This is a genomic window from Stutzerimonas azotifigens, assembly GCF_013522725.1.
Classification (GTDB): Bacteria; Pseudomonadota; Gammaproteobacteria; order Pseudomonadales; family Pseudomonadaceae; genus Stutzerimonas; species Stutzerimonas azotifigens_A.
Genome location: NZ_JAAMRF010000016.1, coordinates 23,817 through 37,480 on the forward strand (window position 1 = coordinate 23,817; position 13,664 = coordinate 37,480).

Consider the following 13,664-nt stretch of genomic DNA (forward strand, 5'->3'; position numbering starts at 1 on the left):
GCTCCGGCTCATTCGCGGTCAAGACTGGGCGTCCCCGACCGCTCCCACAAAAACCGCGCGACCGCATCGAGTCTGGATCACACCCCGGGGGAACGGTCTCGACCGCGAGCTTTGCAACCTTCCTCGCTACCCTGCCTCTCGTGAGTTGCGCAGGGGCGCGGCCGTCCGCCGGATTCGCCGAAGGTCTCACCGCACCGATGGAGTCATCGCCCGCAGGTCGTGGTCTGCCATAGACCGCAACCCACCCAGGAGCATCCGCATGAGCAAGGTCTACACCGTCGCCGTTCTGGTCGGCAGCCTGCGCAAGGCGTCGATCAACCGCAAACTGGCCCTCGCCCTGGCCGACCTCGCGCCCGAATCGCTCAAGCTCGAGATCGTCGAGATCGGCGACCTGCCGCTGTACGACGAGGACATCGACGGCCCCTCGGCGCCGGGCCCGTACGTGCGCTTCCGCGACCAGCTCAAGGCCGCCGACGCGCTGCTGTTCGTCAGCCCCGAATACAACCGCTCGATCCCCGCACCGATGAAGAACGCCATTGACGTCGGCTCGCGCCCCTACGGCCAGAGCGCTTTCAGTGGCAAGCCCGGTGCGGTGATCACCGCTTCGCCCGGCGCGCTGGGAGGCTTCGGCGCCAACCACAGCATCCGTCAGTGCATGGTCTTCCTCGACGTGCCGTTGATGCAGCAGCCGGAAGCCTACCTCGGCGGCGCCGCAACCCTCTTCGACGAGGAGGGCAAACCCAGTGAAGGCGTGCGGCCCTTCCTGCAGAAATTCATCGACACCTATGCCGGCTGGGTCGAGCGCCACGCGGGAGGGCGCTGACCGCGCCGTACGGGGCTTCGCGGTCGAGACCGCTCCCCGTCGTCGCTGCAGGTCCTTCCTATTTAATTCTGAGGAAGGACTGCGGGGCGCGATCGGGGGCGTAAAAAGCTCGCGGTCAAGACTGGGCGTCCCCGACCGCTCCCACGGGTGTGGTTTCAGTCGTTCCGGCCGGGCTCCCGCCTAACGCGTCGCCACGGCCCGTTCCTCCGCCGCCGCCGGAGGCAGCCAGAGCGTGAAGCGAGCGCCGTGCCCGACCTCGCTTTCGACGGTGAGGTCGCCCCCCATCAGTTGAGCGATCCGGCGGCTGATGGCCAGGCCGATGCCCGCGCCTTGCTGCGCTTCGGGCTCCAGGCGGGTGTACTCCTGGAAGATCAGCTCCTGCTTGTCGGCGGGAATGCCCGGACCGGTATCGCTGACGCTGATCGCGACCCACACGCCCGGCTGCGGACCACCGCTGTGCACCCGCTGGGCATCCAGCGTCACGTGGCTGCGCGGCGCGTATTTCACGCTGTTGGACAGCAGGTTGGCGAGAATCTGGCGCAGGCGAGCCGGGTCGGTGTCGGCCTCTAGGCCGTGCGGTGCCAGCACCTCCAAACTGAGTCCGGCGGACGTGGCCTTTGCGTGGAAATCCTGCGCCACCTCTTCGGCTGCCTGACCCACGTCCGTCACCGCGCGCTGGATATTCAGTTGCCCGGATTCGGCCCGGGCCAGCTCCAGCAGATCGTCGATCAGGCGCACGGCGGTGCGGATCGCCCGGCGAATGCCCTGCACGCTATCGGACTGCCGGGGCGTCAGCCCGCCAATGCGCCCGCTTTCCAGCAGCCAAGCGTGACCGTCGGCGGCGCTCAGGGGGTTGCGCATGTCGTGGCTGAAGCCGCGCATTAGCCGGATTCGGCTCTCGGTTACGCGTTCCAGCTCGGTGCGCCGGCGCTCGGCCTCGGCGCGCGCCTCCTGCTCGCCTGCCAGCAGCCGCTCTCGCTCTTCTTCGAGCTGCTTGCGCTCGGAGATATCGGTCAACGTACCGACCCAGCGGATGATCTCGCCGGCCTCGTTGCGCTGTGCCATAGCCTGGCCGAGGAACCAGCGGTACTCACCGTCGAGCCCACGAAAACGGTATTCGATGGCGTAGGGCTCGCCGGTCCTCAGGGCATGCTGCCAGCGCGTAACCGTGCGCTTGCGGTCCATGGGGTGGAGATACTCGAGCCAGCCCTGCCCCTGCGTCTGCTCCAAATGGGTGCCGGTGTACTCGTACCAGCGACGGCTGAAATAGGTGTGGTAGCCGTCCGGGTCGGTGGCCCAGATGTGCTGCGGGATCATTTCCACCAGCAGCCGGTTGAGCGCCTCGCTCTGACGAATCTGCTCCTCCGTCAGCTTGCGCTCGGTGACGTCGCGCAAGTAGATGGACAGGCCGTCGGCGGTTGGAAAGGCACGCACGTCGACCCAGAACTCCAGCGGTGCGTAGTACTCCTCGAACTGCACCGCCTGCTTCGTCTCCATGGCCCGGTGATACTGGCGATCGAACACCGTCCCGAGCACGGCGGGAAACTTCTCCCACAAGCTGTGCCCGAGCAGCTCGTCGCGGGACTGCCGGAGCAGGCGTTCGGCTTCGCGGTTGATATAGGTGAAGCGCCAGTCGCGATCGACCGCAGCGAAGGCGTCGTGGATGCTTTCGAAGATGTCGCTGATCCGCTCGCGGGCCTGCCGTTCGCTGGCCAGTAGCCGTTCGCGCTCGGCCTCGGTGACGTGCAGCACGGTCGCCTGATGAACGATCAGCCCGACCAGCAGGACGATGAGCGAGACGATCAGCAGCGCCGTACCGAACTCGATGTCGACACGCCCTGACGCCTGGGCGATCAACATCAGCCATCCGAGCAGCAGCGGCGCGGCGAAGGCGGCGGGGATCAGCCGACGCATCAGATAGCCGGAAGCACTGGCGCTGACGAACAGCCTGGCGGTGCCGCGAGAGGGGTCGACGAACAGCACTCCCAGTGCCAGTGCGCTGAGCGCGATACCGGTCGACACGGCGGTGCCGCCCCAGTGATTGAGACCATAGAGCACGCTGGCGCCGTAGGCATGGCCGACCAGCCCGGCGAAAGCGACCACCAGGGTGGCCGCCGCGCCCGCCGTGGCCAAGCGCGGCGCCCACTCCCGACGGATGCCGAGCGCGATCAGGGCACCACCGGCGAGCACCAGCCCCAGACCGCTGGCCGGCCCCGGCCGCAGCCTAAGCCAGTGGCCGTCCTCCAGCGTATTGCCCCATCCTGCCAGGTACTCGCCCAGGGTGAAGATGCCCGCTGCCATGGCGCCCGCCGCGGCCACGCAACCCAGGCCGCGCGCTGCCTCGCCACGGTGCGGGCGAAGCAGCAGCAGGGCGAGCGCCGCCAACAGGACACCGATGGCCACCAGCGGCACCATCACTGGCGGATCGACACCCAGGACGGGAACCTTGCCCTGCCAACGGTTGACCAGGGCACCTAATGCGATCGCGACGGCCAGCCACGCGTATGCCGGCGCGATGAGCCTTGCGCGTGCAACGGCGTGCCGTGTCATTTCCGCCTGTCTGACCATGAAACCTGTCTCGCATGCGTGAGAGGAGGGATCCGGTTACCCGGTGGCGTACGCGTACGGCCGGGAAACGGCGAAGGTCCGTTCCGCTGCCAGTGTCGGCAGGATTACCTTCGCATGGTTGGGGACCGCCAATTGCTTGCCGATGTTCCGCAATTGGACCGCGACAGCGCAGCTATCCGCGCAACGGTCGGCCCGCTCGGTTTAGCGACGCGGGCGCAGCGGCACGACGACCCTGACACCGGGTCGCCCGATGGTTTCGCCGATCGCCTGCATCAGCGAGGCCTGGGTGAAGGGTTTGGCGAGGATCTGCAGCCGGCCGCTACCCTCGGGCAGCTCGGCGAAACCGCTGACCAGCAGTACCGGCAGCTCCGGGCGCTCCTTGGCGACGATGTCGGCCAACTGGGTGCCCGTCAGGCCGGGCATCATCTGATCGGTCACCAGGATGTCGAAGCCGTTGCCGCCGCGAAGCTCCGTCAGCGCGGCCTGGCCGTCGGCGGCCGAAGCGACCTGATGGCCGACATCCTCGAGCAGCGCGACGGTGTTGGTGAGCACCAGCGGGTCGTCGTCCACCACCAGGATCCGCAGCGGCGTGACGGCTTGGGCCATCCTGGCCTCGGTCGATTCGGCGCTTTCTTTCGGCGGCTCCTCGACGGTCGGCTCGGGCGTGCCCAGCGGCAGCCATAGTTCGATGGTGGTGCCCTGCCCGAGGCTGCTTTCCAGATTCAGGCGGCCGCCGGATTGCTCGGCCAGGCCTTGCGCCATGGACAGACCGAGGCCGGTGCCCTTGCCGGTCCCCTTGGTGGTGAAAAAGGGTTCGGTGGCACGCGCCAGGGTGTCCGGACTCATGCCGCAGCCCTCGTCGCGCACGACCAGCGCCACGTACTCGCGCACCGGTTGCCCGGGGCCCTGGTTGAGGGTGCGCTGCTCACCCTTGATGCAGATGGTGCCGCCGTTGGGCATGGCGTCGCGGGCGTTGACCACCAGGTTGATCAGCACCAGCTCCAGCTGGTTGGCATCCACGTAGGCGAGTGGCAACCCGAGCGGAAAACGCGTTTCGATATGGACGTGCGAGCCGACCGAGCGCTGCAGCATCTGGCTCATGTTCAGCACCAGGTCCGGCAGCGATATCGATTCGGGGCGCAGCTCCTGCTTGCGGGCGAAGGCCAGCATGCGCTGGGTCAGGCTGGCGCCGCGCTGGGCGCCCTGCAGGGCGTTCTCGATCAGCGAGGCGATGCGCGGCTCGGGCGGTGGCAGGCGTTTGCGCAACAGCTCGAGGTTGCCGACGATGACCGCCAGCAGGTTGTTGAAGTCATGGGCGATCCCGCCGGTCAGCTTGCCGATCGCCTCCATCTTCTGCGCCTGCCGCAGCGCCGACTCGGCGCGGCGCCGCTCGGTGACGTTGGCCAGGCCGCCGAGCACGAACCGCCCGCGGGCACTCTGTTCAAGGCGGGCCGAGGCCAGCACGTCGACGAACTCACCGGCCTTGGTCACCACCCGGTACTCGGCTTCGTACAGCTCGCCGGCCTGCATCAGGCGCGGCCAATCGTGGGTGAGCAATTGGCGCGCGGAGGTTTCGGTCATGAAGTTGACCAGCGGCCTACCGATCACCTCGTCGCGGCCGTAGCCGAGTAGCTCGAGCCAGGCGTCGCTGACGTACTCCAGCCGGCCGTCCTGGTCGAGCGAATGCAGTGGCAGCGGCGTCTTGCTGTAGAGCGCGCGGAAACGTTCCTCGCTCTGCCGCAGCGCGGCGGCTTCGCGCTCGCCGATGAGCGCCAGGCGCCGGTCGTACATCGAGGCGGTGAGCCCGAGGAACAGCACCAGGAAGGTCGAACCAGCCACTGCCAGCGCCAGGGTCAGCAGGTCCAGGCCGTTGTCCAGCGGCGCCGGCATGGCGTCGTGCAGCGGCGTGAAGCGGGCACCGGCCATCGCCGCGTAGTGCATGCCCGACACGGCGAAACCGAGCACCACCGCGGCCACCGACTGCAACGACAAGCGCCGGCCCTGCCCGGAGAGCCAGAGCGCGACGGTCGCCGCACCGATCGCGATGGCGAAGGAAAAGACCACCCACGGCGGATCGTAAGAGAGCTCGGCATGCATGGTCATGGCAGCCATACCCATGTAGTGCATGGAGCCGATACCCAGCCCCATGAACACCCCGCCGATAGCGAGCGTGCGCCGGGTGAGGCCTTGGGTGCTGACAGCGAAGAAGGCGATGGCGGTGACCACGATGGGCACCACCAGCGACCAGAACGTCAGCGCCAGATCGTAATTGATCTCCATGCCGGGCATGCCGAACGCCAGCATGCCAACGAAGTGCATCGACCAGATGCCTCCCCCCATGCACAACGCCGCGATGCCCAGCCAGGCGTGCTGGATCCAACCCACCGAAGCCCGTGCGCGACTGGCCAGATCCAGCGCAGTGAACGAAGCGGTGATGGCGATGAGGATCGACAGGCAGACCAGCGCGATGTTGTAAGTCGTATGCATGAGGCACTCGGTAGGAAAGGGACTGACACTGCCGCCACCCGTGCCGGGGCGCGGCCTTATCAGTCTGCCAAGCTTGCAATGGCTTGCCGATATTTTTCCGACGCACCGCCCCGCTTTTGCGGAACGGTCGGCACCCCGGCAAATCACTCAAGCCGCCTCGGCACTTTTTTACAGAAGCCGTTTCAATGTGTGACCTCGCGAAACGCCTGATTGCAGTGCGGAATCCGACCACTGGCAGATCGGACCGTCCACGCGCTCGTCTACCCCAGGCGACTGGATGCATACAGCGGCAACGGGCCACCCGATGTCCGCGCGAAGGGCGGCCCGTCCGACCATCCATCCCGATCCTCGAAACGGGGCGCCCGGTTGGGTGGTCGAACCCAGCACGACGGGCGCCTGCACGGTCCCTGAATTCCCGCTTTCACTCGATGCGCAGGAGTCTTGCGATGAAGATTTCACTGGAAGGCCAGGTCGCCCTGGTCACCGGCGGCAGCTCCGGAATCGGCGCCGGCTCGGCCAAGGCCCTGGCTCAGGTCGGCGCGGCGGTTGCCATCAACTATCACTCCAACGCCGAGCCGGCGCAGCAGCTGGCCCAGGAGATCATCGACGCCGGAGGCCGGGCGATCGCTGTCGGTGCCGACGTGGGCGACGAGCAGGCCGTCGAGCGCATGTTCGCCGAAACGATCGACGCCTTCGGTCGCCTGGACATCCTCGTCGCCAACTCCGGCTTGCAGCGCGACGCGCCCTCGGCGGACTTGTCGCTGGAGGACTGGAACACGGTCATCCAGACCAACCTCACCGGCCAGTTCCTCTGCGCGCGGGCGGCGATACGCCAGTTTCTAAAGCAGGGCATCGACCCCGAGCGCTCCCGCGCGGCCGGCAAGATCATCCACATGAGTTCGGTGCATGAGGTCATCCCCTGGGCCGGACACGTGAACTACGCCGCCTCCAAGGGCGGGGTCAGCCTGTTGATGAAAACCCTGGCGCAGGAGATGGCCGAGAAGCGCATCCGCATCAACAGCATCGCGCCCGGCGCCATCGCCACGGCCATCAACGAAGAGGTGACGGGCAATGAGGAAGGCCGGCGGGAACTGCTCAAGCTGATTCCCTACCAGCGGGTCGGCGAGGTCGAGGACATCGGCAATGCCGTCGTCTGGCTGGCGTCGGACCTGTCCGACTATGTGGTGGGCACCACCCTCTTCGTGGACGGTGGCATGTGCCTGTATCCGGGGTTCAAGGACAATGGCTGAGCGACAACACGATGTCCGCGCCATCGACGCCCACGGCGTGATCGGCGACATGCGCACCTGTGCCCTGGTGGCCGATGATGGCTGCATCGACTACCTGTGCTGGCCCAACCTGGACAGCCCCTCGGTCTTCACCGCGCTGCTCGACGGTGACGAAGCCGGACTGTTCAGCATCGTCCCGGAGCTGCCCGACGCCAGGCGGCAACAGCTGTACCTGCCGGAGAGCAACGTGCTGCAGACACGCTGGCTGGACGACGAAGGCGCCGTCGAACTGACCGACTGGATGCCGGTGCAAGAGAAAGAAAGCGCCCTGCCCCGCCTCATCCGGCGCGTCTATGCCGTGAAAGGGAACACCCGCATACGTCTGAAATGTTCGCCCCGACTCGACTATGCACGCGCCGAGACGACCGCCAGCCTCGATGGACGCAGCGTCGTCTTTGCCGCCGAAGGGCAACGCAGCATGCGCCTGGTAGGCTCGGTGCCATTGACCCTGGAGGGGGCGACGGCCGTCGCGCATTTCACGCTCAACAAGAATGAAAGCGCCACTTTCATTTTTGGTTGCGCCGAAGACAGGCAGGTGATGCGGGAAGATCCCGAACGTTGCCTGGAATACACCCTCGCCTTCTGGAGGCGCTGGAGCCGCCAGAGCCAGTACCGGGGCCGCTGGCGTGAACTGGTCATGCGCTCGGCCCTGGTGCTCAAGCTACTGGTATCGCGCCAGCACGGCTCGATCGCGGCCGCCGCCACCTTCGGACTGCCGGAATCGCCCGGCGGGGAGCGCAACTGGGACTACCGCGCGACCTGGATCCGGGACGCCTCCTTCACCGTGTACGCCTTCATGCGCCTGGGGTTCAAGGAAGAGGCTCACCACTTCATGCACTGGGTCGGCGGCTGCCTGGAGCGCAGCAGCGACATCCCGCACAAGCTCCAGATCATGTACCGGCTCGATGGCGGCCGCGAACTGCCGGAGCAGGAACTCGACCACCTGAACGGCCACGGTGGAGCGAAGCCGGTGCGTATCGGCAATGATGCGTTCAAGCAGGTGCAACTGGACATCTACGGCGAGCTGATGGACGCCGTCTACCTGTCCAACAAATACGACCAGGCCATCTCCCATCGGGGCTGGAAAACCGCCATCAGCCTCATCGATTACCTCTGCGACCACTGGCGGTCCGAAGATGCGGGCATCTGGGAAATCCGCAGCGGCAATCGGCACTTCCTGCATTCGCGCCTGATGTGCTGGGTGGCGATCGACCGCGCCATACGCCTGGCCCAGAAACGCTCCCTGTCGATGCCCTACGAGCGCTGGCTCAAGGCGCGGGAAGACATCAAGGAAGACATCTGGACCCATTTCTGGAACAAGGAAAAGGGCCGTTTCAACGCCGTGCTGGGACAGGACTCGCTGGATGCGTCGATGCTCCTGATGCCCCTGTTCCGCTTTGTCGGCGCCACCGACCCTGCCTGGCTGGCGACCCTCGACGCCATCAAGGAACGGCTGGTATGCGACGGCATGGTCAAACGCTACGACCTGAACGCAACGCCGGACGGGCTGCAGAGCGAGGAAGGCGCGTTCACGGCCTGCTCGTTCTGGTACGTGGAATGCCTGGCCCGCGCCGGCCGAACGGAAGAGGCCCACATGGAGTTCGAAAAACTCATCGGCTATGCAAGCCCACTGGGGCTGTTCTCCGAGGAGCTGGATGCCCGCGGTCGGCACCTGGGCAACACGCCCCAGGCACTGACGCACCTGGCGCTGATCAGCGCCGCCTACTTTCTGGACCGCAAGCTCTCCGGCAGCGAGACGCACTGGCAGCCGTGACCCCGCACGGAGTGCCAGCGCGTCGGCACGCCTTCTCAGGCACAGCGGCAGATTGCCTACAGCCCGCCACAGGCAGAGCAACTACTGTTGGAGAACCGTCGCCACGTTGCCACTGCCGCTTTGGGTCGCGCTCAGGCTATTACCGAACCCACCCTGAACCAGGTTGAGCCGATTCATGCTCCCGGACTGCATGACCATGGCCGCATGATCGGCCCCGGACTGGACGATATCTATCAGGTTATCGTTACCTTCGCTGACGGCCGTTACATGATGAGAATCGCCGATCTGGCTCAAGACAAAGTCGAGGCCGTCGCCCGTCTGTTCATGGAACAGCTCATTGTCATTGCCGACTTGCGCGACCGATATCAGGTTATCGTTCCCCTCCTGGGTCATCGACTGATCGCTACCGCTAGGGGTGCCGTTAACCACGTTGCCGGAACCCGATTGGTAGATATCGATAGTGTTGTCGAAGCCATATTGGCGGGCGCGGGTCAGGTTCAATTCGCCTACCTGGACGATCGAGGCGCTGTTGTTTTCGAGCGCCTGCTGACTCAAGGCATAGTTGCCATTGCCTTCCTGGCTAATCGTGATGGTCGAATAGTTATTGTGAAAATAACTCTGATCCGCGTGCGCCTCGTTGTTGTCTCCTTCCTGCCGAACGCTGCTCACCAATTGCGTGCCGGATTCGTAGGTGCTGCCCCAGTTCCCGTTACCCCGCTGATATATCGTGGTCACGCTGGAATCTCCCCGTTCCTGGGACATGCTGGCGTGATTATTGTCCCCGATGGTCTCGAACGTCGCCGACGCATTAGTCGCTTCCGTTTGATGCCCACCCCCCGTGTTGCCATTACCTTCCTGATAGGTGGAAATCGAGGAATCGACGCTATCGAACTGCGAGTTGTAATGGTGATTGTTATTGCCGACCTGATCGCTGCTGATGACACTTCGGCTGCCCCCGAGCTGCAAGACCCACGAACTATTACCATCGCCTTGCTGGATATCGACCAGTTCACTCTCGGTGCTCGCCTGTCGAATCACGGAACTGTTGCTATCCCCCGCTTGCACATGGCGAACACGATCCCCGACCCCTTCCTGGGTAATCGTCGCGCTATTGGCATTACCTTCCTGAATCAGCTCGACGCTATTGCTTTGCGCATGGGCAACCAGCACCTGCACCGCGAGAACAGCGGCGGTTGTTATTTTTGCGATAGTCATGACAAGTCACTCCGTAAGGGCTTACGCAGCAATCTGGAAACAGCGGATAGGTTCGTTGCGAACCAGCACCTGAACGTTAGCTGGTATAAGCGCACTCGCCGTCAAAACAGCCCGGCCAGGCAAGATTGATTCGTCATAACGAAGTGCGTGGCAGAAGCGGCTGATTCTTGACCTTGTCGGCGGCCTCCTCAGCCGGCCAAACGCATATGCAGCAACGGGTAAGGCTTGCCTTGGCCGTCCAGCTCGGACCGCCCTACCACCTCGAACCCCATGCGCCGATAGAAGCCCACCGCCTGGCCGTTCTGCTCATTCACATCGACCACGCGAACGGCCAGCTCACGGATCGCATGCTCAACCAACGCCTTGCCAATCCCCATCCCCCGCGCGGAAGGCGCGATGAAAAGCATCTCCAGGCTTTCGCCCGACGTGCCCATGAAGCCAAGGATCTCGCCCCTGGCATCGACGAAAACAGCCACCTCAACTGCCGGGAGCCATTCGTTGAGTATGCGGGGGCGCAGCGCCTGCAGATCGTCTTCCGCCAGAAAATCATGCGTAGCCCGGACGGAGGCTTCCCATATCTTCACGAGGGTGGGGAAGTCGGAGGTTAGTGCGGTTCGGATGGTCATAAGAGGTAAATGTACTGTCCACGTTCTGTTCAAGAGTTCTTTCGGACGACCGTCGCGAGATACCGGAAGCCCAGAATCCTGGCACCAAACTTAGGGCTATCGATCATCGGATCACGCCGCAAATCAACAAGGGCATCCCACCCAGTTCACTGGCTAACGCTCGAAGCGTGTTCATGGCAGAGACGTCATCCCTGGAGCGTTGTGCGATTTCCAGCTTAGCGACTGGCTTGTAAGACCATGAAGGCGAGGACGGTTCGCCCATCACAAAAATTTCCTTCCAATTCTTTACGCCATCAGGTCGCGTCAATGGATTCCATCGGAAATAGTAGGCTTCGATCTGTTCCGGCAGAGCCCGAGGAGCTGGTTTATCTTTAACCACGAGCTCGACCTTCGGAGAATTACGAAGCTCAGCATCGACGTCTGGAACATAGTGCGAAGAAACGCATCCCGCTAAAGATAATGCTGCGACAATAAACAAATACCTGCCAGGCATAAAAGGCGTCTAACTGGGCATATTAAAAAAGACCTACGTCAGGTTGAGCCACAAAGGAACAGGTGTATTCCTGGGGTAGCGCTCTGAAGACAAATCAGTCCCATTTTTGGCAAACGACTAAAGTTGAACATGCTTACAGCCCAACGATTTTCGTCTCCGGGTTAGCCGTCGATAGACCATTGAGAAGTTCATAGTTGATTACACTCTTATTCACCTTAATACTGCCTTGATACAAACGAAACCGCACACTTAATCCAAAGTCAGCTTTCTCTACACTTATAATCTCGTAAGCAGAAATGGTGCGCACATTTAGAAATGAAGCAAAAATCACATCTCGACCCGAAATGCGAACTGCATGAGGGGTGGACACTGACGCATAAGCCATGAAAGCACAATACAGGATAGCTGCTATATCCAGCGACTGATACCCTGTGCCGACAGAAACACCCCTTGTGGAGGACTCATATGAAAGCGGGTAAAAGAGGTTGACCGTAAGCAAAACACAGAACCCCAGGCAGGCTAGCGCCCCTATCGACAACTTCATCTTTTCGTTCATTAAACCACCATTCCTTAGCCGTATTTGGTTAAAGGGTCTTCCCAGCGAGCGATTTAGTCAAATCCATTAGTACTCGATTCTGCGAAAAGATGGCTATTCTGTTCAAGTTTTATTCATGGCTCACATCGTTTTTAAGCATGCCGCCACGTAATACTCCAACAGAATTCATCTCGATTACAGAGCATTTGATACGGTTTCTGCTTAAGTAGTTGGAAACCTGCTCGCGCTCTGCCAAAGACGCAGCCTCGGCAAATTCACGTTGAATCTCTGCATTCAGGTCTTTTGATATTCTCTCATATGCAGAGGTGAATTGATGTGACAAGGAGTAATGTGCGTTGAATTTCGACTCCTGCTCCTTCTTCGCTTCTGGCTTAACAAGCATTTGTGCGGCCGCATAAAATGCAGCGCAGCTTACGTTAGCCCAGGCCAGAGGCTCGAGGTCCAAAGCTGACTGATCCGCTGAGAGGCTGGAAGAAAAAATCAATGCAATTAAAGCTCTTTTCATAGGGCTGTTTTTTCATGACTTGCAAGGCATCGGTAAGCGCTTCCAGCTCTTTATAATTCGGAATATAACCCACAAAAAAATTCCTTTGCTGCCTAACGTTTGGTTAAGGGGCGGGCTTTAGCCCGTCCCAGTGAGCGAAGCGAACGGTGTTGAGGGCTGTAATGGACTCTCCCCGCACCACGTTTCTTCTATAACACCGTGGTGACTGTTCGCTGGGAGAGGTGCGATGAAACGCATAGCGGTTGATTTGGCCAAGTCCGTTTACCAGGTTGCCGAGAGTGTCCAGGTCGGCCGAGTGGATCGGCGCAGGCGGCTCGATCCGTGGGCATTTGCGCGATATGTACAGGAGCAAACTGAGCCTGTCGAGTGGGTGATGGAGGCCTGTGGCACAGCTCACCATTGGGGTCGGTTGATGCAGGGGAACGGCCATCGCGTCGTGCTCTTGCACCCTCGTTACGTGCGTCCGTATCGCCGCCGTAACAAAACCGATCGCAACGACTGCGATGCCATTCTGGAAGCGGCGCGCTGCCAGGAGATCCGCCCGGTTCCGGTCAAGAGTGTGCAACAGCAGCAGATCCAGCAGCTGCACAAGCTGCGCGAGGGCTGGAAGAAATCACGAGTGCAACGCATCAATCTGCTGCGCGGCATCCTGCGTGAAGCTGGTGTTGAAGCACCGAACGGCATCAAAGCGTTTCTACGGCAAGCGTGCGAACTGATCGAGCGGCCCGAAGTGCGCGCCTTGCGCGGTGCGCTGCAAGTCGTGCTGGCCGAGATCAGCCTCCATGAACAGTCGATGCGCGAGTGCGAAGAGCAACTGGCGCGCTGGCATGCCGATGACGAGATAATCCGTAAGCTCGACGAAGTCAGTGGCATCGGTTTGCTGACGGCCAGTGCCTTGAAAACAGCCGTCGGCAAACCCGAGCGCTTCGCCAGTGGTCGGCACTTGAGCGCCTGGTTGGGCATGACGCCGAATGAATACAGCAGCGGCGAGCGGCGCAGGCTTGGGCGAATCAGCTGCAAGGGCAACGTCTACGTGCGCACCTTGTTGATCCATGGCGCGCGAGCCGCACTGTTGGCAGCTAAACGGTGCAAATCAAGAACGCCTGAGAAGCTGACCCAGTTGCAAAGCTGGGCTCTGCACACTGCTGAACGCATCGGTCACAACAAGGCCGCCGTGGCGCTGGCGAACAAGCTGGTAAGGATCTGCTGGGCCGTGTGGTGTCATGAGCGCCGGTTTAGCGGCAACTGGCGCAGCACAAAGCCCGCCTGACGGCGGGGATTAACAAGGTGAAGTGAAGGGTTTCTAGTGGTTGTGGTGAGAAGCGAGA

At 62.4% G+C, this 13,664-nt stretch carries 11 protein-coding genes; 4 read left to right on the forward strand and 7 right to left on the reverse strand.

Features of this window, described 5'->3' with window-relative positions; genetic code table 11:
- The first annotated feature begins 259 nt into the window (after window positions 1-259).
- On the forward strand, window positions 260-823 hold the full coding sequence (locus G7026_RS22160; RefSeq protein ID WP_181073228.1) for an NADPH-dependent FMN reductase: 564 nt from the start codon (window positions 260-262) through the stop codon (window positions 821-823).
- A gap of 180 nt (window positions 824-1,003) precedes the next feature.
- Here G7026_RS22160 and G7026_RS22165 read toward each other — a convergent pair whose 3' ends face one another.
- Window positions 1,004-3,373: a PAS domain-containing sensor histidine kinase gene (locus tag G7026_RS22165; protein ID WP_181073229.1), complete on the reverse strand. Its 2,370-nt coding sequence runs from the start codon at window positions 3,371-3,373 to the stop codon at window positions 1,004-1,006.
- Window positions 3,374-3,592: 219 nt separating this feature from the next.
- Complete coding sequence (locus tag G7026_RS22170; RefSeq protein WP_181073230.1) at window positions 3,593-5,878, reverse strand: MHYT domain-containing protein; 2,286 nt, start codon at window positions 5,876-5,878, stop codon at window positions 3,593-3,595.
- A gap of 446 nt (window positions 5,879-6,324) precedes the next feature.
- Here G7026_RS22170 and G7026_RS22175 point away from each other — a divergent pair, with 446 nt between their 5' ends.
- Together G7026_RS22175 and G7026_RS22180 are read left to right on the forward strand one after the other, a co-directional pair.
- The gene (locus G7026_RS22175; RefSeq protein WP_181073231.1) at window positions 6,325-7,128 is read left to right on the forward strand and encodes a glucose 1-dehydrogenase; all 804 of its coding nucleotides are present in this window, start codon (window positions 6,325-6,327) and stop codon (window positions 7,126-7,128) included.
- Window positions 7,121-8,941, forward strand: a complete 1,821-nt coding sequence (locus G7026_RS22180) for a glycoside hydrolase family 15 protein (protein WP_181073232.1) — start codon at window positions 7,121-7,123, stop codon at window positions 8,939-8,941. Before G7026_RS22175 ends, G7026_RS22180 begins: the two co-directional genes overlap by 8 nt.
- An 81-nt stretch (window positions 8,942-9,022) precedes the next feature.
- On the opposite strand, the gene G7026_RS22185 is transcribed toward G7026_RS22180, so the two are convergent.
- From G7026_RS22185 to G7026_RS22200, 5 genes are all read right to left on the reverse strand, one after another.
- Window positions 9,023-10,156 carry a hypothetical protein gene (locus G7026_RS22185; RefSeq protein WP_181073233.1) on the reverse strand — a complete coding sequence of 378 codons (1,134 nt, stop codon included), beginning with the start codon at window positions 10,154-10,156 and terminating at the stop codon, window positions 9,023-9,025.
- Window positions 10,157-10,344: 188 nt separating this feature from the next.
- Window positions 10,345-10,782, reverse strand: a complete 438-nt coding sequence (locus G7026_RS22190; protein ID WP_181073234.1) for an acetyltransferase — start codon at window positions 10,780-10,782, stop codon at window positions 10,345-10,347.
- A gap of 103 nt (window positions 10,783-10,885) precedes the next feature.
- Entirely contained in the window at window positions 10,886-11,161 is a 276-nt protein-coding gene (locus G7026_RS22565) for a hypothetical protein (protein WP_219858560.1), read from the reverse strand.
- Window positions 11,162-11,408: 247 nt separating this feature from the next.
- Window positions 11,409-11,831: a hypothetical protein gene (locus tag G7026_RS22195; RefSeq protein ID WP_181073235.1), complete on the reverse strand. Its 423-nt coding sequence runs from the start codon at window positions 11,829-11,831 to the stop codon at window positions 11,409-11,411.
- A gap of 109 nt (window positions 11,832-11,940) precedes the next feature.
- Complete coding sequence (locus G7026_RS22200; RefSeq protein WP_181073236.1) at window positions 11,941-12,336, reverse strand: hypothetical protein; 396 nt, start codon at window positions 12,334-12,336, stop codon at window positions 11,941-11,943.
- Window positions 12,337-12,562: 226 nt separating this feature from the next.
- Between G7026_RS22200 and G7026_RS22205 the strand changes: the two genes are divergently transcribed.
- Complete coding sequence (locus G7026_RS22205) at window positions 12,563-13,606, forward strand: IS110 family transposase (protein WP_181073237.1); 1,044 nt, start codon at window positions 12,563-12,565, stop codon at window positions 13,604-13,606.
- The last annotated feature ends 58 nt before the right edge of the window (window positions 13,607-13,664 follow it).